The sequence below is a fragment of the Dyella sp. OK004 genome (assembly GCF_900114495.1).
Taxonomy (GTDB): domain Bacteria; phylum Pseudomonadota; class Gammaproteobacteria; order Xanthomonadales; family Rhodanobacteraceae; genus Dyella_D.
Genome location: NZ_FOZI01000001.1, coordinates 24,467 through 44,572 on the forward strand (window position 1 = coordinate 24,467; position 20,106 = coordinate 44,572).

The window sequence follows — 20,106 nt, forward strand, 5'->3', positions numbered from 1 at the left end:
TTGCATCCGCGACGCCGCTATTGCGCGAAACGCCGCTTCCGGATCATCCGTCAACCTCCCCAGGTGACGGATTCGTTGACGCTAAGTGCAGCGCACAGGCGCGTCAATGAGTTCGAAAGAGGCCAAAAAACGTGTGTCGCGCCGCGATTCTCAAAATCGGAAAGGGCAACTTTTTGCGATGCGGCCCGCGAAATAAATCGTCACCGAAAGTTTCAGCGCCGCCCTGCCGCGATCGAAGGGATACATGCCTGGGCAGCATATCGATATGCCGTTCGCCATTTCTTGCGTTTCAAACAAGGTGGCTGTCCTATGACTTTCGGCATAGATAAACGGATGCTGAAGAAAGGTTTCATCAGCGACCAATGTGACGTTTCGTTGACGTGCCGGAACGTGACAAAGCGCACGCAAGAAGGCCCGGTCGTTGCCGACCGGGCCTTGGTCATTGGATCGATGAGCGGATGCTCGTGGCGGCTTCGCGCCAGCTCGCTTTACAGCATGCCGGTTTCGAGCTTGGCCGCATCCGACATCATCGAATGATTCCACGGCGGATCGAACACCAGATCCACGTCGGCCTCGACCACGGTGGGGATCAGCTCCAGCTTGGTGCGCACATCGTCCACCAGGATGTCACCCATGCCGCAGCCAGGCGCGGTCAGCGTCATCTTCACGTAGACCTTGCGGCTACCCTGGTCGCCGCCTTCGGGCGCCGACTGCTCCAGGCTCACGTCGTAGACCAGACCCAGCTCGACCACATTGATCGGGATCTCGGGGTCGAACACGGTGCGCAGCTGCTGCCACACCAGTTTCTCGACATCCGCGTCGCTGGCGTCATCGGCCAGTTCGATCGGCGGTGGCGGTTCCTTGCCCAGTGCGTCTGCGTCCTTGCCGGCCACGCGGAACAAGTTGCCCTCGACGTACACGGTGAAGCTGCCGCCCAAAGCCTGGGTGATATAGCCGACCTGTCCGGCCGGCAGGGTCACGGTTTCGCCCTGCGGGACCATGACTGCCTCGCAGTCGCGCTCCAGGGTGAAAGGTTCACTGCTAAGACTGAAACCGCTCATGCCGATCCTGCGAGTCACTGTCGAAAGGCACGGCGACCGCCGGGCCAAGCTATCTATTATGCCGGCCCGCGTGGCCGTTCGCTTCCGAAATCAGGCCGTTGAAGGGGGTTCTCAAGGGCATGAGACCGGCTATCCGCACGGCTCGCGTTATGATTGACGCTTTATGCAGGTCGCCTTGGCGACCTGCGCTAACGATATGTCCAGGGGAATCCCGCGTGCCAGCCCAGCTTTCCTGCCCGCGCCTGCCATGAGTGCACGTGCCTTGTTCGCGCTTTTGTTCGCCCTGATCAGCGCCGCCATGCTGGGCATGGCCGCTGGTGCCGTGTGGATGCTGCCCACGCTTTATATGCAGCGCGCGCTGCCCTGGCTCGCCCTGCCCATGGGCTGGCTGCTGGGCCGGGCCATTCGTGGCTGGGTACGCTCCGAACCGCGCGGTGCCGCGACGCTGGCCGCATTGGCTACCGCCATCGCCTCGCTCTACGTCGGCATGCTCACCGCCGCGGCGCGCATCGCCGGCAGCATGGGGCTGGGCCTGGTCGATGCGATCCGCACCGCCGGCACCGGTTTGTTGGTGTCCCTGACCCGGCTCGCGACCACCAACGGCGATCTCGCCTGGTACGCCCTCGGCATCGCTCTCGCCGCCTACGCCGCCTGGTCAGCCAAACCCGCCGCAAAACTGTAGGGGGCGCACCCTGTGCGCTCCTACAGCGTTTCCACGGATCGAGCGTCAGGTATCGAGCGTCTTCAGTTCGGCTACCAGCTGGCCTGCCGCGGCCTGGCCATCGCCATAGAGCATCCGTGCGTTGTCGGCGTAGAACAACGCGTTCTCGATACCCGCAAAGCCAGTGCCCTTGCCGCGCTTGACCACGATCACGTGCTTCGCGGCTGACACATCGAGGATGGGCATGCCGTAGATCGGCGAGGCCGGATCGGTCTTCGCGAGCGGGTTGACCACGTCGTTGGCGCCGATCACCAGCGCCACATCGGTGGCCGGGAACTCGGGATTGATGTCTTCCATATCGGCGATCAGGTCGTAAGGCACGCCGGCCTCCGCCAGCAGCACATTCATATGGCCGGGCATGCGCCCCGCCACCGGGTGAATGGCGAACTTCACCTTCACCCCGCGTGCAATCAGCAGCTGCGCGAACTCCCACACCTTGTGCTGCGCCTGCGCCACTGCCATGCCGTAGCCCGGCACGATCACCACACGTTCCGCATAAGCCATCATCACCGCCGCATCGTTCGCCTCGATCGGCTTCTGGCTGCCACCGATCTCCTGCGCCACCGCGCCCGATGCGCCGAAATTGCCGAACAGCACATTCCCGATCGAGCGATTCATGGCCTTCGCCATCAACTGCGTCAGCAAGGTACCGGCCGCACCCACCACCGTGCCGGCGATGATCATCGCCTCGTTCTGCAGCACGAAGCCCTCGAACGCCACCGCCAGACCGGTGAAGGCGTTGTACAGCGAGATCACCACCGGCATATCCGCGCCGCCGATCGGCAAGGTCATCATCAGGCCGAACAGCAGCGCCAGCACAAAGAACGCCGCGATCAAGCTCAGGCTCAGCTGCCCGCAGACCAGCGCCACGCCGATGGCCACCGCCGCCGCTAGCACCAGCATGTTGATCACTCGCTGGCCGGGAAACACGAAGCGCCGGTCCAGCCAGCCCTGCAATTTGGCAAAGGCAATCAACGAGCCGGAAAAACTCACGGCGCCGATCAAGGCACCCAGCACCGCCAGCGCCAATTGCGCCGTGCCCGGCGCGGCCCCGTCGGCCGTGAACTTGCCGCCATCTAGCAAGGTGATGCTGCTGTTGGCGTAACCGATCAGCTCGGCCGCACCGATCGCCGCCGCCGCGCCGCCGCCCATGCCGTTGTACAGCGCCACCATCTGCGGCATCGCCGTCATCGCCACCCGGCGGCCGGACCACCATGCGGCCGACACGCCGATCAACACCGCCACCAGGATCAGTGCGCGGTTATGGATATCCGGCAGCGCAAACGTCGCCAGCACCGCCAGCAACATGCCCACGCCCGCCCACACGATGCCGCCCCGCGCGGTACGCGGTGAGCTCATGCGCTTCAGACCAAGGATAAAAAGCAGTGCGGCGAGGAAATAACAGGCTTTGATCAAGGTCGGCAGCCAGGCCATCACTTGGCCTCCTTGCCGCCGGCAGGCTTGCTGGACTTGAACATCTCCAGCATCCGCTCGGTCACCACGTAGCCACCGGCGGCATTGCCCGCCCCCAGCAGCACGCCCAGAAAGCCAATCGCAATTTCAAACGATGTTTCCGCATGCCCTAGCGCAACCATGGCGCCTACCAGCACAATGCCGTGCACGAAATTAGAGCCCGACATCAACGGTGTGTGCAGGATCACCGGCACTCTTGCGATGATCTCGTAGCCGGTAAACGCGGCCAGCATAAAGATGTAAAGCGCCAGGAACCCGTCGATCATGACCCCTCCCTGCCAACCCGTTGTTGTTGGAGCATCATACGGTTGCAGGTCAACCCGTGCGAGCCTGCCGCGTTGATGCGGAGAGCCGACCCGATGGAGTCTCCGGATGCCCGATCCGACGAACCGGACGACCGCGCCATGAACAGCGTCGTCTCTACACTCGAAACGGAACTGCTGGTCGAAGACACCCGCGCGGTACCCGCCTCGCTGGATGCCTTCCTGGCCCAGGTAGAACGCCGCGCATTTCGCCTGGCCGAAATGAATCTTGGCCACCGCGAAGACGCGATGGACGCCGTGCAGGACGCCATGCTGCGCCTGGTGCGCAACTACCGCGACAAACCCGCGCAGGAATGGACGCCGCTGTTCTGGGGCATCCTGCGCCGCCGCATCGTCGATCTGCAGCGTCGCCGCAAGGTGCGCTCGATCGTGGTGGGCTGGCTCGGTGGTGGCCGCGACGATGACGGCGACGAACTCCCGGCCTGGGAGCCCGCCGACACCGCACCAGGCCCGCTGGACCGTCTGCAAGATTCACAGTCGTACGCCGACATGGCCGTCGCCGTGAAGAAACTGCCGCAACGCCAGCGCGAGGCTTTCATGCTGCGCGTGCTGGAAGGCCTGGATGTAGCCGAAACCGCCCAGGCCATGGGCTGTTCGGAAGGAAGCGTGAAAACCCATCTGTCGCGCGCCATGCACAACCTGCGCGACCAATTGGAGGAATGGCGATGAATGCGCCCGACAACAACAATCTGGAACGCCGCGCCCGCGCGCTTTACCGCGAAGCCAGCCGGAATGTCGACACGGCTACCGCCGGTCGCCTGCGCGCCGCCCGCCGCGAGGCACTCGCCGCCGCGAACGCGCCTGCACAGCACCGACTTGCCCGCGTGCTGGTGCCCGCCAGCGCCTTCGCCGCGGTCGCTTTCGCGGCACTGATGATGTGGTCGCCGATGCAGCAACGCGCGTCGTCCGCGTCGTCGTCCGCCGTTGCGGCACAGACCGCGGAAGTGGACGGCGACCTGCCGCCCGATCCGACCAGCGCCGACCCCTCCATGGTCCAGAACCTGGACTTCTATGACTGGCTGGCTACCAGCGACAGCCAGGCGAGCCGTTGAACTGTATGCGTTTGATCCGTGTTGCCCTGCCCCTGCTGCTGGCCGCCCTGCTCGGCAGCTTGGCCGTACCGGCGTGGGCACAGGAGATGCCGCCTCCGCCGCCGCCCGGCAATGGTCCGCCACCGCCGCCGCGTTCATGGGAGAAGCTTTCCCCCGCCGAGCGCGACATGCTTGCGCCGCTCAGCAAGGAGTGGAACAGCTATCCGCCGGACAAGCAGTCCCACATGCTGCAACGCGTGCAGCAGTGGAACACGCTGCCGCCGGATCGCCGCGAGGAAATCCGCCAGCGCATCGACCAGTGGCAGAAGATGACGCCCGAGCAGCGCGACCAGGCGCGCGAGAACATGCGCAAGTTCCAGCAGCTCTCGCCGGACCAGCGCAAACAAGTGCACAACGCTTACCAACGCTACCAGTCCCTGCCGCCGGAACAGCGCCAGCAGCTGATGCGCCAGTTCCGCCAGCAGAACGGCATTCCGGCGCATCGCCCGCCACCACCGGGTATGCCACGGCCGATGATGGGGCCACCACCCCATGGCCCCCGCGGTCGCTGATATAAAAAAGCCCCGCATCGCGGGGCTTTCTTTTTGCCAATGGTGGATGAAGCTCAGTTCTTGAAATGCGGCTCGCCACCGTGAGTGACACAACTCTTCGCCACCAGCTCATCATTGAAGTCCGGCTTCAACGCACCGTCCTGCACCAGCAGCTCGACGAAGTTATATACGTTGCGCGCATACATCTCCGACGCATGCAGCGGCGCACCCGCCGGCAGATTCAGCGGCCCGAGAATCACCACGCCGCCGTGCTCCACGCGCTCGCCCGGCCGGGTCAGCTCGCAATTGCCACCACCCTCCGCCGCGAGATCCACAATCAGCGCACCCGGCTTCATCCCTTCCACCATCGCCGACGTCAGGATCTTCGGTGAAGGGCGCCCCGGCACCGCCGCCGTGGTCACGATCACATCCACCGACTTCAAATGATCGGCCAGTGCCTGCTGCTGCGCGGCACGTTCTTCGGCCGACAACTCACGCGCATAACCACCGCTGCCGGCCGCGCTCACGCCTAGGTCGAGAAACTTCGCGCCCAGGGATTCCACCTGCTCGCGCGTTTCCGGGCGAACGTCATAACCCTCGATCTGCGCACCTAACCGGCGCGCCGTGGCAATCGCCTGCAAACCCGCCACACCCGCACCGATCACCAGTACGCGCGAAGGCCGGATCGTACCGGCCGCCGTCGTCAGCATCGGAAAAAACTTCGGCGCCGATTCCGCCGCGATCAACATCGCGCGATAACCCGCCACCGCCGCCTGCGAACTCAACACATCCATCGCCTGCGCGCGCGTTGTACGCGGCAGCAACTCCAACGAGAACGCGGTGAGTTTCGCCTTGCCCATCGCCACCATCCGCGCCGCAGCGCCATAAGGCCGCAACTGCCCCACCACGATAGTGCCTTCACGCAAGCCGCCCCATACAGCATCGTCCGGCGGCAACACGCAAGCCAGCAGATCCGCCTGCGCCTCTACCGCGGCAGCATCGGCAAACTCCGCATCCGCATAACTGCTATCGGGGAACCCCGCCGCCGTGCCAGCGTTGTGCTCCAGCAACACGCGCAGCCCTTTGCCGCGCAGCTTCTTCGCCACCTCGGGCGTAATAGCCACACGCCGCTCGCCAGCGGCGGTTTCTCGCAATGCGGCCACGGTGATCGGCATCGTGCATCCCCAGCGGAAAGGTCCGTGCATCTTAGAGCCAGCAAGACATCGCCGAGTAGCCCCAAGGCCAGCCACTTGCCATCGGTCATGCCGACAGGGTTAGACTGGCCCACCGCCGCATCGGGATAGCGCCACGCGCACCGTTGCCAAGGGGGTCCCACCATGGAGATCCCGATGTCCGTGCAACACGTTACTGATCCCCTGATTGCCCTGGCCCGCCAAGCGCGCGAGCAAGCCTACGCGCCGTATTCCCGCTTCCTGGTCGGCGCCGCCCTGCTCACCCGCGACGGCCGCCACTTCCTCGGCTGCAACGTAGAGAACGCCGCCTACGGACTATGCAACTGCGCCGAACGCACCGCCCTCTTCGCCGCCATCGCCGCCGGCTACAAGCCCGGCGACTTCATACGCATCGCCGTCATCGGCGACACCGAAGGCCCCATCAGCCCCTGCGGTGCGTGCCGACAGGTGATGGCTGAGCTGTGTGATGAGACGATGCCCGTATTGCTCGCCAATCTGCATGGTGTTGTGCAGGAGACCACGGTGGATGCGTTGTTGCCTGGGTCGTTTCGGTTGCCGGTGGTGGCTTGAGGGCCGCCCCATCAACTGTAACTGCGGCCAAATATTTCGCGGCGCTTGGCAAAGCACTACCTAAGAAGCAGCGAACTCGGTAGCCATATATTCAACAAGTAGACGACCATGGAGATGTCGGCGTGTTGATTACCCCTCTTCTGCTCATTGCACTTGCTGCAACCGTTTCACCGCCCGTCACCATCCAGGACGCATCGCAAACTCCCAAGGGATGGGTAGCGATCGATCAACCCAATACCGACACCGGATGGCGATGCGCAAACTATTCGCGGCAAGAATGGGCCGTCGCCGGAGACCTACAGCATGGCATCCAAGTAACTCCCCACAAACAGACTCAACAGATCACGCTTGAGTTGACCGATGGCACTCTCGTCGGCACCAACCATGGGGAGTTTGGAGGTGCGATCCAATGGATAGGACGCAACTCACCATCCCAAGTGATAGCTCCATCGGCGCATCCCGTCGCCATGACGACAAGAGGCAGTGACGTCTTCGTCGCGACCGGTCTGGCGCATATGACGCTCAATACAGGAAACATCATCAAGCTCCACCACACCAAGGATGGTTCCTGGCAGACCTCCAAAGTCATGGATCTTGGCGAAGCTCCGAATGCGGGCGTGCGGATTGACGACAACACCTGGGTACTTCTTACCACCAACGGCGTGACAAAAATCGATCTCGCCAAGCTCACCAAAGAACAGATCTACCGAAACAGCAATTGGTGGAAACTCTACGGAAACTCCATACAGCAACTAGGCAACTCATGGATCATCGGTGCTCGCCGCGCAGTCATACGGCTTACCCCGAACAGCAACAGCTATGCAGAGAAGTGGCTGGTTCCCGATACGTGCAGAAACCTTTCTGGACCAAGCTGCGATTGCAAGGAATAGGGCCCTGACCTAGCGACCTTTCAAACTCACCAAGGCGAGCGAACCCAAGTAGATCGTTCACCTGCACACCCGACTTTCTCGTCAAGCTGCCTTCGCCGCACGCGCCGATTGCTGCGCTTCGCGAATCAACGCATAGACATGGCGCGCATCGCCAATCAGATCAAAAGCAGGCGGCATCCTTCCACTTGTGCCCGGCCAGGGGGTGCCCGCCATCATGGAGAACCCGAAGTTATTCGGGCCAAACGTGATGGTGCCGCTGCGATCGGATCGCTCGCTAAAAGTAATGTCACTCAAAGTGGTCAATGGCAAGCTCTTTACCTGCCTAGTGAACAACCCACTCAAGATGATGATGCGCTGGTCAGTGACGCCGTAATACGTACGACGACGCAGATAGGCATCAGCAAAGAAGCGGCCCACGATCATGTACAAACCGATCAACACGAAAGGAATGCCCCACAGCATCATGAAGACGGGCGCGTCCTTGGCCGAACTCACCGAATACTCCCAAAAGAACGCAAAGCCGGCCCACATCAAACTGAAAGGCACCGCCAAAAAATCGCTGGTACGAAAGCACACACCTTGCTTGGGCATATCGCTCCACAGCAATCGCTCCTCACGCCCAAGCTCGGGCCTGAGCATCTGCTCTGTCGAAAACGTCACGTTCTCCCCCTTTCCCCTGACAGCTGCCATGGTGGCAACCGATGCAAGCGACACGCCTCACCCCAATGGGGCGTTCCCTTTCTGGCAGATCCTACCCGTTAGCAGAAAGGGCGGCCAGCGCGAACGACAGGTGGGTCAGGACGGACCCGCGTCATGGAGAAACGGATGAAAGCTTGGCCATCGGTTTCCAGCGTAGTGAAAGTTTGGGCCGCCATGACGTTCCTGGCATCTGTAGCCTTTGTACTGGTGCTTCACTCCCGACCACCAGACGAAGAGGCCATGTTCAACGATCTGGCTGGACAGATCGCTCTAACGATCGTTGATGTCGTAGCGCCCGCTTTCATCGGGCTTCTGTTTTTTCTTCTGCTCGGCGCGCTGATCAAGCGTCACGTGCTGAGTCGCCACGCAAAGCGGCAACCTCACTGACAAACAACGCCGTATCGCGCTACAGAAAACCCTGACAGACGCACTCCGAATGATTTGCTACGTTCGGCCAGTCGCCAACGCCGTCTCTCTAAGGGCTACGTCGGCGACCATTGCAGCAATGCAGTGAGAGCGCGGGCCGCGTGAGCGGTAACTCACACGACCCGCTAACCAAACCAACTTGATAGGAGTTGATTGTGGCTAAGCCCGATCATACGGCACCCGCTCGCCTGTCGGACCCCCTCGGAGACAAACCTTCTATCCCCTGCGGCCGCTCGCGCGCTCTTTCAGGCGCGGATAGAGAGGCGCGCAAGCGTCGCTCCATCAAACTCACCGGCATTGCTATAGCCGTAGATGCGGTGGCATGTGTGCTTGCTCGCAGCGATGCGCTTGAGGGCGCGCAAGCCAACGCCATGTCGATGGATGCGGCACATGATCCGCTGACATTGGAGTGCAGGGGCGGCTTACTCGTTGCGGTTCACTTTCTCAATCAGTACGCGAAGAAAGTGAAGCAAGGGAAAGTGGCAGGCGATTAGAGCCCTGTGATCACCCGCGGCACATCGCGTTATGAGCACGGTGTGTCGCATCTGGTTGAAGCCGATGTTGGAAGCGGACATTGGACTACCCCGGAGATGACGGCATGGCTAAGAAGCCTACGGGAACTATCGGTATCAATAGGGTCGACATTCACCTAGACGGAGACGCAATCCATACCTTCGTGAAGCTCGACTTCCCGCCTGAAAAGGACGCCATAGAAATGTTAATAGCTCAGGACTTCGTCACTTCGATGAACGCCAAGGTGGCACCGACAGGGATGCTGTGGTTCATGTCCGAGCCCACGCAAAATACCGAGAACGACTTTGACTTCACGATCACCTTGCCCAACGGAAATACGGCATGGCTTGAGCTCATAGAAATCGCACCTCTGGAGCTTTTCGGTGGCTTTGACCATGTTCCAGCTGACTTCAAGCCCTACGATCTCGCCAAGATCATCACCGCCAAAATCATGAAAAAGGCAGTGCACTATTCGGGCAAGTTGGGCAAGGAGCTCTACCTTCCTACCTACATCACGCACTGGGGTTTCATCCCCAGCACAAGCCTAATCAACCTGGTCTGCTATTTCCTCATCCAGGAAAACCACCCCTTCGACGGCGTGTATTTGTACGCGCCTTTTCAACCGGGAGCAGGGGAAGGAAATGTTTTGGCACCCATCGATCCAAAGTTTCTCGCTGGATTTAACCCGGAGCAGTTCAAGGACAACCGCGTCTATAACATGGACCCAACCAAGGTGACGCTGATCAAGGGGCAACCATCGGAGTGATGGCTGCGTGTTCTAACGACGAGCGTTCCGTCTGAACTCAAGCTCTTCGCGATAGTCCGCTTCCACCTTTGCGCGAATCTCCTTCGTGAAGCCAACCCGCTCGAATATGGGTTCCAGCAAGGCTTCTAGCATGCGATCGGTTTCGTGAAAGAAGCGCCGGTCGTTTTCCAGTCGCTCGATGACTTGTTCGATCTGGTCGAGGTCAATGGCCTCTGCCGTTTCTCTGAAAAAGTGATGAGCAAGAAAACGGCGGCGTCTGTTTGCCTCATCGAGCCTTGCTCCCAGATCTTCCGGGATCTCGGCGAACTTCTGGAGACGTTTTGATAGTTCACGCAAGGTCTCGCTAAACCGGCTGTCGTAGTAGCGATCGAACTCTTCAGGCGTCCATCGGCCACGCGCTTTCTCGAAGAGATCGAACCAAACCAACGCGTTCACGATGCCATGCTCGAGTAGCTGGACGAAATACATGGCCAAGCCATACCGCACGCAGATCCGTTTGAACGGAGGATCCGAAGAATCGCCGCAGTCATCGTCGACAGCGGTCATGCTTACTCCATCGTCGGAGCCAGTTCTCGCCAGGTGAACGCGCATCACCAAAGAAAAGCCCCGCTATGAGCGGGGCTTTTTCGGACCAAGCATGGTGTTCAACCGCAGACCTTCATCAGTCGACCCGCAGGGACGCGCTTGATCACGGCTTCCTGACGCTTGGTCGCCTTGACCAAGACCTCGCGATAAACCTTGTTCTTTTCGGCAGAGGACGCGTTACGGATAAATTCCGACATCGCGCTTCGCTCAACCTTCTTGGTGGAGAAGATGCCCATTAGCCACCCGCGTACTTCATGGTTGATATGGCGAGCCTCAAGCGATCTTCATCGTACGCTTCAGGTGCGTAGTGATCAATGTTCTGCACATTCGCTTGATAGGCCCGATTTGACCCGTCGTTGTTCTTGAGCAACAGGTCTACCTTGATATCGGCCCCGTACTTCGCCTTTAAAGCGTTAACGACCCGTCGAGACTCAAAATATTGGCCTACAAAGGTTTCGAGGTCAATGCGACGCCCTTCCATCTCTTCGCGGGCACAGACAAACTGCCATGCTTGGCAGGGGTCCTGGTAGACATATAAAACCTGAACGGCCCGCTTATGTTTGAGCGACCGGTCGATGTTGTAACAAGCCTTGGGCTCGTTGGTGAGCGTTCCATCGAGCAGGAAGCTCTGGTCGTGGTCGAAAACTAGATCGAGCATCTTGTCCACGACGATGGAGACTGCCCCTTGGAAGAGATGGGCGTTACCGCCGGCGTACATGGGGAACTCAGACCGGAGCTCGTCCGGATCGATCCGGATGGTGGGGCCGACCGCGTCGATGAGCTCAATCGACGCCTCCGTCTTGCCGGCACCGGGCGAGCCGGCCATGAAGATCGAGACGGGGTCCTTCTCCGGCGGGTACCGGTCTTTGGCACACAGTCGCCGCGCAATCGCCTTTTTGTTCGCCTTTGCGAACGCGATGGCGGCTTCCTTGATGTCCTCGTCAGTCATGCGCATTGTCCCTTTGCGCGCATCGTACCAACGCGCCATGCCATCGCGTCCAGGTGTCCCACGATATCGCCAGGGTACCTTGTCCGCTTCGGGGCGAAAGCAGACATTCCAAAAATACGAACCACGCCTACCGCCCCCTACGTAACAGCTCCCCCAATGCCTGATTGAAAGTCACCGCATCATCCACAAACACCGCATGCCCCGCCCCAGGCACCACCACCAGCTTCGCCCCACGAATCCCCGCCGCCATCTCCTTCTGCACATCCAGCAACGGCGATTCGCCTGAGGCGATCACCAGCGTCGGCTTATCGATCTTCTGTAAGGCGGGCCGACGATCCGCGCCGAAGATATCCGCCACCAGCATGGTGGTACCGATAGAAGGCGGCGTGTGCTGCGCTGATGCGATCACTGCGCCAATGTCCAACTCGGGATGCTCGCGCTTGAAGATGGAGCGCACCATGCGCTCGGCATACTCCGCGGGGTGCGCGGCATACACGCCCAGACCAGTGATGATCTGGCGACTGAATTCTTTGTGCAGGTCCAGTTCCGCCGGCCCGGCCGACACCGGCGAATCGACGAATGCCACACCCGCCAGATCCGCGGTGCCGAATTGCTGGATATATGCCACCACATCCTGCGCACCTTGCGACCAGCCCACGATCACGAAGCGTTTCACCTGCAGTTGCGCGAGCAGTTCGTGCAGATCCTGCGCGCGTCGCTCTGGCGTGTTGCCGGTCTGCATCAGCGAGGAGCCGCCTTGCGAGCGCGAATCCACGGCGATCACACGCCGTGACGGCGAGAAGGTTTCCAGCTGCCCATGCCATAGCGTCGCCGTGAGTGTCCACCCGGGAATGAGCACCAGGGCGGGCTCGGTGTCGCGCGTACCGGCCTGCAGGTAGTGGATATGCGCACCGTCGCTGGTGACGAACTCACCATCGCGGATGGTCGCTGCGCTGGCTTCGACCGCTGGCACCGACAAAAGCATAGCGGCCAGCGCCATGCTGATACCTGCAACAAACCGCTGGAACACGCCCATCGCCGTCTCCTGCCCAGGATATGGGCGGCGATTGTAGGCCCCGCCTCATCCGGCCGCCCCCTTCCGCATCTCACTGGGGCCGCATAGCCCCTGGTAGTACGATGTCTTCTTTTTCGCCCGCCCCTTCTATGTCGAACGCACTTTCCCTGTTGCAACAACGCCGCTCAGTCCCCTCGCGCCAGCTGGGCGAACCGGCGCCGGACGAGGCCACGCTGCATGCCCTGCTTGAAGCCGCCATCCGCGTACCGGACCATGGCAAGCTGGTGCCGTACCGGCTGATCCTGCTGCGCGGCGACGCCAAGTTGCGCTTCGGCGAACGTCTGGCCGCAATGGCGATCGAGCGCAACCCCGACCTGCCCGAATCCAACTGCGAGAAAGACCGCTTGCGCTACACCTTCGCGCCACTGGTGGTAGCCGTGGTCGCGCGTATCGACGGCAACAGCAAGGTGCCGGCGATCGAACAGAACCTCTCCGCCGGCTGCGTCGCCTACAACCTGCTGCTCGGCGCGTATGCGCAGGGCTTTGGCGCCAACTGGCTCACCGGCTGGGCCGCCTACGACCGCGAAGTCGGCGGCATGCTCGGCCTGGCCGAGAACGAACACGTCACCGGCTTCGTGCACATCGGCACGCCGCAGATCGACGTGCCCGACCGCGACCGCCCCGTGCTCGCCGACCTGCTGTCCACATGGACGCCATGAGCGCCGCGCTTCCGGCCGTCCATTTGGTCGACGGCAGCCTGTATGTGTTCCGCGCATGGCACTCCATGCCGAACGAATTCACCGACGTCGACGGCCACCCCGTCAACGCCGTGCACGGCTTCACCCGCTTTCTATGTGAACTGCTGGAGCGCGTGAAGCCGCCGCACATTGCCGTGGCCTTCGACGCTTCGCTCACCACTTCCTTCCGTAACGCCATCTACCCGGCCTACAAAGCCAATCGCGAACTGCCACCACCGGATCTGGAACACCAGTTCGTGCTGTGCCGCGAAGTCGCCGAGGCCTTGGGCATCGTGGTGCTGATCGACCACAGCTACGAAGCGGACGACCTCATCGGCAGCTCGCTATGGAGCCTGCGCGGCCATGGCTTCCGCAGCGTGATCGTCTCCGCCGACAAAGACTTCGGCCAGCTGCTCGGCGAACACGACGAGCAATGGGACTACGCCCGCGGCCTGCGCTGGGGCCCCGCCGGCGTCCATGAAAAACTCGGCGTGCATCCCCACCAAGTCGCCGACTACCTCGCCCTCTGCGGCGACGCCGTCGACAACATCCCCGGCGTCCCCGGCATCGGCGCCAAAACCGCCGCCGCCCTCCTCAGCCACTTCGGCAGCCTCGACATCCTGCTAGAGCGCATCGAAGAAATCCCCTTCCTCCGCATCCGTGGCGCCGCCAGCTGCGCACAGAAACTGCGTGAGCATGGGCAATCTGCACTGCTCTACCGCCGACTCACACGCATCGCCCTCGATGCACCCGTTTCTGAAAGTGCCGATGCACTGGTGCGCATGAGTGGTGATGCTGCTCGCGTGGAAGCGCTGTGCGAGCGGTTGCGCTTTGGGCCGCTGACGCGGCAGCGATTGAAGGCGTTGATTCAAGGCTGATAGTTCGCGTGGGCGCGGTGATTTGAAAATCCACACCGTAGAGACGCGATCCCGAGCACCCACACCCCTCCCCGACCCTCCCCTGCAAGCAGGGGAGGGAGCAAGAGCATGGCGTAGCGGTGAGGCCGGACGATAAGGTCCAAAAGAAAAACCATCCCGACGCCTGACACTGGAAATGGCGCAGCTACAAAGCACACCGCCTGCTCTTCAGGCCATTTCTCTTTGGTTACTTTCTCTTTGGGCCAGCAAAGAGAAAGTAACCCGGACCGCGGCAGCGGTTCGGAAGCCCGCCGCAGGCGAGCCAGGGCACGCAGACGCCACAACCAGGCGATAACGCCACTGGATGACCAGCTTCGCTGTTGAAAAGCGCCTCCGGCCTACGCCGGAATGACGAAGTAGGAAGGGATATCGCAGGCCCCGCATCCTCGCTCCCAGAGGAAGGGAGAGAGCAAAGCCAACGTGGCAGAATCCCCACCATGCAAGGCGTCCCCCACCACTTCCCCCACCCCAAAGACGCAGCCGAATTCCGCCACCCGGCCCACCGCCCCGGCGTGGAGCTCTACCGCGCCCACATCATCCGCCACGCCTTCGACCCCCACACCCACGACGGCTTCGGCCTCGGCGCCATCGAATCCGGTGTCGAACGCTTCCGCTACCGCGGCGCCGACCACCTCGCGCCACCCGACTCAGTGGTGATGATGAACCCCGACGAGCTGCACACCGGCCGCGCGGAAACTGAAGGCGGCTGGCACTACCGCATGGTCTACATCGAGCAAGCCACGGTGGCAGCCATCACCGGCGAGCCCGGCTGGAGTTTCGGCGACGCCGTACGCGAAGACTTGCCGAGCGCCCGACGCATCACCAACGTGCTCGACGCGCTATGGCAGACCACCGAACCGCTCGCCTTCGACAGCCTGCTGCTCAACCTGCTCAACGAATTCCGCCACCACGCGCGCGTGCCACGCGCCGCGCCAGCGGAACCCTCGGTACGTTTCGCGCCGGTGATCGAGTACCTGCGTGCGCATCTCGCGGATCGCCTCACGCTGGAAGAACTCGCCACCATCGCCGGCCTCAGCCCCTTCCACTTCCTGCGCCAGTTCCAGGCCCAGCATCACGCCACGCCGCAGCAGATGTTGATGGCGTTCCGCCTGTCGGAAGCAAAGCGCCTGCTGACCAAGGGCGAAGCCCCCGCGCAAGTCGCCGCCGCCACCGGCCTCACCGACCAGGCCCACCTCACCCGTGCCTTCGCCCGCCGCTACGGCGTAACCCCCGCCCGCTATCAACGCCAGGTAACGAGCCTGTAGGAGCGCACCCCCGGATCGAGTCCGGGGGTGCGCTCCTACCCGTCCGTCCAATGCCACCGCAATTTGGTACAAGACTGGGAGCGCGCCATCGACGACGCTTGCTGCCATGTGGACTGGAACCCTCTACGCACTCATCGCCGGCCTCATGTGGGGCCTGGTCTTCATCGGCCCATTGCTGATTCCGGAATACCCGGCCGCGCTGCAATCGGTCGGCCGCTATCTCGCTTTCGGGTTGATCGCGCTGCCACTGGCCTGGCTGGATCGCGCCGCGCTGCGCCGCCTGAGCCGTAGCGACTGGTTCGAAGCGATCAAGCTCGTCGCCGTCGGCAACCTGCTCTATTACTTGTGCCTGGCCAGCGCCATCCAGCGCGCGGGTGGCCCTTTGCCAACGATGATCATCGGCACCTTGCCGGTGGTCATCGCGATCAGCGCGAATCTACGCAACGCCAGCCGCGACGGCCGCCTGCCCTGGCTGCGCCTTACACCTTCGCTGCTGCTGATCGCTGCTGGCATTGCCTGCGTGAACCAGGCTGAGCTCGCCGCGCTGCACAACGACGCGCACGCCGATCTCACCCGCTATGCCTATGGCGCCCTGCTAGCCTTCGGCGCGGTGGCGTGCTGGACGTGGTATCCGCTGCGCAACGCCGACTGGCTGCGCAATCATCCAGGCCGCAGTCCGCGCACCTGGGCCACTGCGCAAGGCGTGGCCACGCTGCCACTCGCACTGATCGGCTATGTCGTGCTGTGGCTGATCATGGGTTTCAGCAGCAACCCGTTCCCGATGCCGTTCGGCCCGCGCCCCGCGGTCTTCATCGGCTTGATGGTGGCTATCGGCCTGTTCGCCTCCTGGCTCGGCACGCTGTGCTGGAACGAAGCCAGCCAACGCCTGCCTACCGCACTGGCCGGTCAACTGATCGTGTTCGAAACCCTCGCCGCGCTCAGCTACGCCTTCATCCTGCGCGGCCATCCACCCGGCGCGCAGACTCTGCTCGGCATCGCCCTGCTGGTGGCCGGCGTGATGTGGGCGGTGCGGGTGAAACCGGAGCCGGTCGAGCTGAACGTGTAGCGGTTGTAGGCGTCATAGCGGCGCGGCACCATGCGTGATCTCTTTATCGATGCCGGATCTCTCATGAGCACATCAGCCCATCGCATCCCCGCCGACGCCAGCGCCCCAGTCGAAACCCTCTACGAAGGCCGGTGGCTCAGCCTGCGCAAGCGCGGCCGCTGGGAATACGCCGAGCGCAACAACCCCGGCGGCGCGGTGATCATCCTGGCGGTGACGCCGGAGGACAACGTGCTGTTCGTCGAGCAGTACCGCGTGTCGATCCTGCAAAACACCATCGAGATGCCCGCCGGCCTGGTCGGCGACGAACACGGCCACCACGACGAAAGCGCCCTGCTCGCTGCGCAGCGCGAATTGGAAGAAGAAACCGGCTACCGCTGCCAGCGCGTGGAGTTTGTGCACGAAGGCCCATCGTCCTCCGGCATGAGCACCGAAATGATCGCCTTCGTGCGTGCATGGGATCTGGAGAAAGTCGGCCCCGGTGGCGGCGACGAGCACGAGAACATCGTGGTGCATGAAGTGCCGCGCAAAGAAGCTGGTGCCTGGTTGTTCGCAAAGGCGGCAGAAGGCTACTCGATCGATCCGAAGCTGTTCGCCGGCCTGTGGTTTATCGAACACACCGACAGCCTCAAAGCATCGCGATGACCTAACTCCCTCCCCTGCTCCCAGGGGAGGGTTGGGGAGGGGTGAGTACTTGAGACAGTGTTTGGGGGAGGTTTTCTCAAGGGGTTACCCCCTCCCATCCTCCCCCTGCCCCACGGGATTAGCTTTGCGTCGCAGGCAGGGGGGAGGAGCAGCTTGCTAAAGATTTCCCCCGCGCGGCCGATCCATTGAATCGTCGTCCTTTACACGATTCCCACTATTGGATCACCGCCCATGAAGACCCTGTTCGCCGCCCTGCTCCTGCTCGCCCCCGTCGCCTCCCACGCCGCCTGCTCGCCCACCGATTTCGCCATCAAGGACTTCAAGTTCAAGTCCACCGGCACCGGCACCGGCCTGCGCCTCAGCCTCAGCGGCCAGTTGGTCAACCACTGCACCGAAGCCGCCGCCGCCCAGGTTCGCATCGAAGCCAAAGACTCCGGCGGCAAAGTGCTGCAGAGCAAGCAGGGCTGGCCCGCCGGCACCACCAACATTGCGCCCGGCCAGTCCGTCGACTTCGACCTCGGCCGCCTGTTCCGCTACGAATCCGATATGCAGGACTACACCGTCAGCGTCTCCGACGTCCGCGCCTGGTAAGCCTTACCGAAACTGCAAGTTTTTCGGCCCCGAAAGGGGCCGTTTTTTTGTCTGCCAGTTAGAGATAGAACGCGACAGCAAACCCATCACGTAGCAACGCCATCGCGAGCACCCACCCCTCACCCCAACCCTCTTCCCCGAGGGGAGAGGGAGCTGCTCTTTCTTTTCTTTGCAGGGCGATGCGAAGCGAGCCGTGCACGGGTCCCCTGTGGAGCGGTGAGGGTTGGACGATCAGGCCCGCAGGGGAACCGGCATGGATGCCGGTTCCTTTTCGACAGGACATGAATGTCCTGTCGAAAAGCCCGGCCAACCCTCACGGACCCGCAGGCGAAGCCGGAGGGCGCGTAAGAGGGGTGCCTTTTCTTTTGGTTACTTTTCTTTACTCCGGGCATCCATGCCCTCCGCCCTTCGGGCCAGCTGCGCTGTTCGCAGCCGCTCCTGCGGCTGCGTGGGCAAACAAAGAAAAGTGACTCGGACCGCGGCAGCGGTACGAAAGCCCGCGGCAGGCGGACCAGAGCACGCAGACGCGACGACCAAGCGATAACGCCACTGGATCCCTGCCTGCGCAGGGATGACGAGTAGAGAGAGATATCTCACTCTCTCAGCAGCAACCCTCAATGCAACACAAACAACCGATCAAACCCCGCCACCCGCAACGTCCCCCGCAACTCAACCCCCGCATTCACAATGCGAATCTCCGCCCGCTCCCCACCCGCATGCTCACGCAACAACAACAACATCCCCAGCGCCGAGCTATCCATGCTGCTCACTTCGCCCAGGTCAATCACATAACTGCGCGCCGCACGGGCACTAAGGCAGGCATCGTGAAAATCCCGATGCACAGTGAAGTCAAAGCGCTCACCCAGTTGCAGGGTCAGGCAATCTTGTTCGGTGTCGTGATGAATGGTCAGGCTCATGGCCGCGTTCCCCAGATAAAACTCAGAACAACTCGATCTCGCCCGCGTCCATCGAATTCTGCAGTGCCGGCCCGCGCGAGCGCAGCCGCGCTTTCTCGCGCTGCATCGCCAGGCGGGCACGCACACGCTGCGCATGCTCAGCCAGTGCCGAAGCTTCCACATTCGTGCAAGCCAGTTCTTCGATATCGCGTGTGCATTCGGCAGTGACTTCCTGCAGTTCGACCAGACGCGTACGAGTCTGATTGATCAACTGACTGAGGATGTCTTCGAACTGCAGCGAGCGGATGGTGGTGGATACGTCGCTGCCCAGGCCGCGGTTGATCTCAACCACCTGGTCGGCCACCGCACTGGTACGCGCATCGCTCTCGGTGACGTGAGCCATCATCGCGTCGATGCCACCCTTGGTGGACAGCGCCACGTTCAAGTCCTGCGAGGCCATCGCGCCGACCAGTCCGCGCAGCTGTTCCATCGCGGTGCGTGCACGCTCGACGTGGCTGCCGATCTGTTCGTTGAACTGGTTGGAATGGCTGGCCAGGTTACGGATCTCGCCAGCCACCACCGCAAAGCCACGCCCTGCCTCCCCCGCACGCGCCGCCTCGATCGAGGCATTCAGCGCCAGCAGGTTGGTTTCCTCGGCAATGGTGTTGACGTTCTTCAGCAGGCCGAACACCGCATCCATCTCTTTCGCCATACCGTCGATGCGGTAGACGATGCGCAGACTGTCGCGCGAAAGCTGCACGATCAGGCCCACGAAATGCTCCAGCAGGTCGCCGGTGCGCGCGGCGAAGTCCTGCACCGACACGCCGCCGTTCTGCACATCGATAATCTGCTTCAACAGCGACTGCTGCAGGCCGGTCTTGTGCGACAAACCGTCGAAGCCGCCACCCAGTTCCGACACCGCATCGCGCAGCAGATCCAGCGCTTGATGCAATTCGCGCGCGGCGTGGCCGAGCTCATCCACCAGGGCCTCGCGTACATCCTCCAGCGCTTCGCGCACCGGCGTGGTATCAGCCTGCGGCGGCGCCACGGTTACGATGCGCGCGGGTGTGCGCCGCTGCTCCACGATCCACACCGCGGTCAGCGCCACGATCACCAGCGGCGCCAGCCACGCGGGTTGCCACAGCAGGCAAAGCAGAAGCGCCACGGCGCTGGCGGCGAGGCCGAGCGGCAGGCGCGGGATGGACGGGGCGGGAATGGCAGACATG

The 20,106-nt window shown here is 62.3% G+C and carries 26 protein-coding genes; 15 read left to right on the forward strand and 11 right to left on the reverse strand.

The features are described from left to right. Window positions 1–488 precede the first annotated feature (488 nt). A complete protein-coding gene (gene sufT, locus BM338_RS00135; RefSeq protein ID WP_090448771.1) occupies window positions 489–1,061 on the reverse strand; it encodes a putative Fe-S cluster assembly protein SufT in 573 nt (190 codons plus the stop codon). 247 nt (window positions 1,062–1,308) lie between these two features. Here sufT and BM338_RS00140 point away from each other — a divergent pair, with 247 nt between their 5' ends. After that, a complete protein-coding gene (locus BM338_RS00140) occupies window positions 1,309–1,743 on the forward strand; it encodes a hypothetical protein (RefSeq protein ID WP_090448772.1) in 435 nt (144 codons plus the stop codon). 45 nt (window positions 1,744–1,788) lie between these two features. Here BM338_RS00140 and BM338_RS00145 read toward each other — a convergent pair whose 3' ends face one another. Beyond that, complete coding sequence (locus BM338_RS00145) at window positions 1,789–3,216, reverse strand: NAD(P)(+) transhydrogenase (Re/Si-specific) subunit beta (protein ID WP_090448773.1); 1,428 nt, start codon at window positions 3,214–3,216, stop codon at window positions 1,789–1,791. Next, window positions 3,216–3,521 carry an NAD(P) transhydrogenase subunit alpha part 2 gene (locus tag BM338_RS00150; RefSeq protein WP_090448774.1) on the reverse strand — a complete coding sequence of 102 codons (306 nt, stop codon included), beginning with the start codon at window positions 3,519–3,521 and terminating at the stop codon, window positions 3,216–3,218. The genes BM338_RS00145 and BM338_RS00150 overlap by 1 nt, the downstream gene beginning before the upstream one ends. 138 nt (window positions 3,522–3,659) lie before the next feature. Between BM338_RS00150 and BM338_RS00155 the strand changes: the two genes are divergently transcribed. Genes BM338_RS00155 through BM338_RS00165 form a run of 3 tightly spaced genes read left to right on the forward strand, consistent with a single transcriptional unit; the run spans window position 3,660 to window position 5,181 of the window. Next, window positions 3,660–4,247, forward strand: coding sequence for an RNA polymerase sigma factor (locus BM338_RS00155; RefSeq protein ID WP_090450021.1), 588 nt, complete (start codon window positions 3,660–3,662; stop codon window positions 4,245–4,247). Continuing rightward, window positions 4,244–4,630 carry a hypothetical protein gene (locus BM338_RS00160; protein WP_090448775.1) on the forward strand — a complete coding sequence of 129 codons (387 nt, stop codon included), beginning with the start codon at window positions 4,244–4,246 and terminating at the stop codon, window positions 4,628–4,630. The genes BM338_RS00155 and BM338_RS00160 overlap by 4 nt, the downstream gene beginning before the upstream one ends. 5 nt (window positions 4,631–4,635) lie before the next feature. Continuing rightward, window positions 4,636–5,181: a DUF3106 domain-containing protein gene (locus BM338_RS00165; RefSeq protein ID WP_090448776.1), complete on the forward strand. Its 546-nt coding sequence runs from the start codon at window positions 4,636–4,638 to the stop codon at window positions 5,179–5,181. Window positions 5,182–5,234: 53 nt separating this feature from the next. Here BM338_RS00165 and BM338_RS00170 read toward each other — a convergent pair whose 3' ends face one another. Next, the gene (locus tag BM338_RS00170; protein WP_090448777.1) at window positions 5,235–6,335 is read right to left on the reverse strand and encodes an NAD(P) transhydrogenase subunit alpha; all 1,101 of its coding nucleotides are present in this window, start codon (window positions 6,333–6,335) and stop codon (window positions 5,235–5,237) included. Between the two features lie 174 nt (window positions 6,336–6,509). Between BM338_RS00170 and cdd the strand changes: the two genes are divergently transcribed. Both cdd and BM338_RS21290 read left to right on the forward strand, forming a co-directional pair. Beyond that, window positions 6,510–6,923: a cytidine deaminase gene (gene cdd / locus BM338_RS00175; RefSeq protein ID WP_090448778.1), complete on the forward strand. Its 414-nt coding sequence runs from the start codon at window positions 6,510–6,512 to the stop codon at window positions 6,921–6,923. 122 nt (window positions 6,924–7,045) lie between these two features. Then, window positions 7,046–7,813 carry a hypothetical protein gene (locus tag BM338_RS21290; RefSeq protein ID WP_143109214.1) on the forward strand — a complete coding sequence of 256 codons (768 nt, stop codon included), beginning with the start codon at window positions 7,046–7,048 and terminating at the stop codon, window positions 7,811–7,813. Between the two features lie 81 nt (window positions 7,814–7,894). On the opposite strand, the gene BM338_RS00185 is transcribed toward BM338_RS21290, so the two are convergent. After that, on the reverse strand, window positions 7,895–8,473 hold the full coding sequence (locus BM338_RS00185) for a PH domain-containing protein (protein ID WP_218156274.1): 579 nt from the start codon (window positions 8,471–8,473) through the stop codon (window positions 7,895–7,897). A gap of 153 nt (window positions 8,474–8,626) precedes the next feature. Between BM338_RS00185 and BM338_RS00190 the strand changes: the two genes are divergently transcribed. From BM338_RS00190 to BM338_RS00195, 3 genes are all read left to right on the forward strand, one after another. Beyond that, window positions 8,627–8,899: a hypothetical protein gene (locus BM338_RS00190; protein ID WP_143109215.1), complete on the forward strand. Its 273-nt coding sequence runs from the start codon at window positions 8,627–8,629 to the stop codon at window positions 8,897–8,899. A 194-nt stretch (window positions 8,900–9,093) separates the two neighbouring features. Then, a complete protein-coding gene (locus BM338_RS21295) occupies window positions 9,094–9,432 on the forward strand; it encodes a hypothetical protein (RefSeq protein ID WP_143109216.1) in 339 nt (112 codons plus the stop codon). Between the two features lie 104 nt (window positions 9,433–9,536). Then, a complete protein-coding gene (locus BM338_RS00195; protein ID WP_090448782.1) occupies window positions 9,537–10,217 on the forward strand; it encodes a hypothetical protein in 681 nt (226 codons plus the stop codon). A gap of 12 nt (window positions 10,218–10,229) precedes the next feature. Here BM338_RS00195 and BM338_RS00200 read toward each other — a convergent pair whose 3' ends face one another. From BM338_RS00200 to BM338_RS00210, 4 genes are all read right to left on the reverse strand, one after another. Continuing rightward, window positions 10,230–10,763, reverse strand: a complete 534-nt coding sequence (locus BM338_RS00200) for a hypothetical protein (protein WP_090448783.1) — start codon at window positions 10,761–10,763, stop codon at window positions 10,230–10,232. Between the two features lie 98 nt (window positions 10,764–10,861). Further along, window positions 10,862–11,038: a hypothetical protein gene (locus tag BM338_RS21525; protein ID WP_177229183.1), complete on the reverse strand. Its 177-nt coding sequence runs from the start codon at window positions 11,036–11,038 to the stop codon at window positions 10,862–10,864. Next, window positions 11,038–11,751: a zeta toxin family protein gene (locus BM338_RS00205; RefSeq protein ID WP_218156275.1), complete on the reverse strand. Its 714-nt coding sequence runs from the start codon at window positions 11,749–11,751 to the stop codon at window positions 11,038–11,040. Before BM338_RS00205 ends, BM338_RS21525 begins: the two co-directional genes overlap by 1 nt. A gap of 127 nt (window positions 11,752–11,878) precedes the next feature. After that, window positions 11,879–12,787, reverse strand: coding sequence for an alpha/beta fold hydrolase (locus BM338_RS00210; protein WP_090448784.1), 909 nt, complete (start codon window positions 12,785–12,787; stop codon window positions 11,879–11,881). A 128-nt stretch (window positions 12,788–12,915) separates the two neighbouring features. Here BM338_RS00210 and BM338_RS00215 point away from each other — a divergent pair, with 128 nt between their 5' ends. The 6 genes from BM338_RS00215 (at window position 12,916) to BM338_RS00240 (ending at window position 17,984) form a co-directional block, all read left to right on the forward strand. Beyond that, window positions 12,916–13,485 (forward strand): nitroreductase family protein, encoded by a 570-nt coding sequence (locus BM338_RS00215; RefSeq protein WP_090448785.1) that lies wholly within the window; start codon window positions 12,916–12,918, stop codon window positions 13,483–13,485. Next, entirely contained in the window at window positions 13,473–14,381 is a 909-nt protein-coding gene (locus BM338_RS00220) for a 5'-3' exonuclease (protein ID WP_090448786.1), read from the forward strand. Before BM338_RS00215 ends, BM338_RS00220 begins: the two co-directional genes overlap by 13 nt. Window positions 14,382–14,857: 476 nt before the next feature. Continuing rightward, the gene (locus BM338_RS00225; RefSeq protein WP_090448787.1) at window positions 14,858–15,685 is read left to right on the forward strand and encodes an AraC family transcriptional regulator; all 828 of its coding nucleotides are present in this window, start codon (window positions 14,858–14,860) and stop codon (window positions 15,683–15,685) included. Window positions 15,686–15,791: 106 nt separating this feature from the next. Then, window positions 15,792–16,751, forward strand: a complete 960-nt coding sequence (locus BM338_RS00230) for a DMT family transporter (protein WP_090448788.1) — start codon at window positions 15,792–15,794, stop codon at window positions 16,749–16,751. Window positions 16,752–16,814: 63 nt separating this feature from the next. After that, the gene (locus BM338_RS00235; RefSeq protein WP_090448789.1) at window positions 16,815–17,393 is read left to right on the forward strand and encodes an NUDIX hydrolase; all 579 of its coding nucleotides are present in this window, start codon (window positions 16,815–16,817) and stop codon (window positions 17,391–17,393) included. A gap of 231 nt (window positions 17,394–17,624) precedes the next feature. Then, a complete protein-coding gene (locus BM338_RS00240) occupies window positions 17,625–17,984 on the forward strand; it encodes a hypothetical protein (protein WP_090448790.1) in 360 nt (119 codons plus the stop codon). A gap of 614 nt (window positions 17,985–18,598) precedes the next feature. Here BM338_RS00240 and BM338_RS00245 read toward each other — a convergent pair. Next, on the reverse strand, window positions 18,599–18,901 hold the full coding sequence (locus BM338_RS00245; protein ID WP_177229184.1) for an STAS domain-containing protein: 303 nt from the start codon (window positions 18,899–18,901) through the stop codon (window positions 18,599–18,601). 22 nt (window positions 18,902–18,923) lie between these two features. After that, window positions 18,924–20,105 carry a methyl-accepting chemotaxis protein gene (locus BM338_RS00250; protein WP_090450024.1) on the reverse strand — a complete coding sequence of 394 codons (1,182 nt, stop codon included), beginning with the start codon at window positions 20,103–20,105 and terminating at the stop codon, window positions 18,924–18,926. Window position 20,106 lies beyond the last annotated feature (1 nt).

What these genes read in the sequence shown, in the direction of transcription:
- sufT (WP_090448771.1), bottom strand. Translation starts at nt 1,061, where the DNA reads ATGAGCGGTTTCAGTCTTAGCAGTGAACCTTTCACCCTGGAGCGCGAC.
- BM338_RS00140 (WP_090448772.1), top strand. Translation starts at nt 1,309, where the DNA reads ATGAGTGCACGTGCCTTGTTCGCGCTTTTGTTCGCCCTGATCAGCGCC.
- BM338_RS00145 (WP_090448773.1), bottom strand. Translation starts at nt 3,216, where the DNA reads ATGGCCTGGCTGCCGACCTTGATCAAAGCCTGTTATTTCCTCGCCGCA.
- BM338_RS00150 (WP_090448774.1), bottom strand. Translation starts at nt 3,521, where the DNA reads ATGATCGACGGGTTCCTGGCGCTTTACATCTTTATGCTGGCCGCGTTT.
- BM338_RS00155 (WP_090450021.1), top strand. Translation starts at nt 3,660, where the DNA reads ATGAACAGCGTCGTCTCTACACTCGAAACGGAACTGCTGGTCGAAGAC.
- BM338_RS00160 (WP_090448775.1), top strand. Translation starts at nt 4,244, where the DNA reads ATGAATGCGCCCGACAACAACAATCTGGAACGCCGCGCCCGCGCGCTT.
- BM338_RS00165 (WP_090448776.1), top strand. Translation starts at nt 4,636, where the DNA reads ATGCGTTTGATCCGTGTTGCCCTGCCCCTGCTGCTGGCCGCCCTGCTC.
- BM338_RS00170 (WP_090448777.1), bottom strand. Translation starts at nt 6,335, where the DNA reads ATGCCGATCACCGTGGCCGCATTGCGAGAAACCGCCGCTGGCGAGCGG.
- cdd (WP_090448778.1), top strand. Translation starts at nt 6,510, where the DNA reads ATGTCCGTGCAACACGTTACTGATCCCCTGATTGCCCTGGCCCGCCAA.
- BM338_RS00190 (WP_143109215.1), top strand. Translation starts at nt 8,627, where the DNA reads ATGGAGAAACGGATGAAAGCTTGGCCATCGGTTTCCAGCGTAGTGAAA.
- BM338_RS00195 (WP_090448782.1), top strand. Translation starts at nt 9,537, where the DNA reads ATGGCTAAGAAGCCTACGGGAACTATCGGTATCAATAGGGTCGACATT.
- BM338_RS00200 (WP_090448783.1), bottom strand. Translation starts at nt 10,763, where the DNA reads ATGACCGCTGTCGACGATGACTGCGGCGATTCTTCGGATCCTCCGTTC.
- BM338_RS21525 (WP_177229183.1), bottom strand. Translation starts at nt 11,038, where the DNA reads ATGGGCATCTTCTCCACCAAGAAGGTTGAGCGAAGCGCGATGTCGGAA.
- BM338_RS00205 (WP_218156275.1), bottom strand. Translation starts at nt 11,751, where the DNA reads ATGACTGACGAGGACATCAAGGAAGCCGCCATCGCGTTCGCAAAGGCG.
- BM338_RS00210 (WP_090448784.1), bottom strand. Translation starts at nt 12,787, where the DNA reads ATGGGCGTGTTCCAGCGGTTTGTTGCAGGTATCAGCATGGCGCTGGCC.
- BM338_RS00215 (WP_090448785.1), top strand. Translation starts at nt 12,916, where the DNA reads ATGTCGAACGCACTTTCCCTGTTGCAACAACGCCGCTCAGTCCCCTCG.
- BM338_RS00220 (WP_090448786.1), top strand. Translation starts at nt 13,473, where the DNA reads ATGGACGCCATGAGCGCCGCGCTTCCGGCCGTCCATTTGGTCGACGGC.
- BM338_RS00225 (WP_090448787.1), top strand. Translation starts at nt 14,858, where the DNA reads ATGCAAGGCGTCCCCCACCACTTCCCCCACCCCAAAGACGCAGCCGAA.
- BM338_RS00230 (WP_090448788.1), top strand. Translation starts at nt 15,792, where the DNA reads ATGTGGACTGGAACCCTCTACGCACTCATCGCCGGCCTCATGTGGGGC.
- BM338_RS00235 (WP_090448789.1), top strand. Translation starts at nt 16,815, where the DNA reads ATGAGCACATCAGCCCATCGCATCCCCGCCGACGCCAGCGCCCCAGTC.
- BM338_RS00240 (WP_090448790.1), top strand. Translation starts at nt 17,625, where the DNA reads ATGAAGACCCTGTTCGCCGCCCTGCTCCTGCTCGCCCCCGTCGCCTCC.
- BM338_RS00245 (WP_177229184.1), bottom strand. Translation starts at nt 18,901, where the DNA reads ATGAGCCTGACCATTCATCACGACACCGAACAAGATTGCCTGACCCTG.
- BM338_RS00250 (WP_090450024.1), bottom strand. Translation starts at nt 20,105, where the DNA reads ATGTCTGCCATTCCCGCCCCGTCCATCCCGCGCCTGCCGCTCGGCCTC.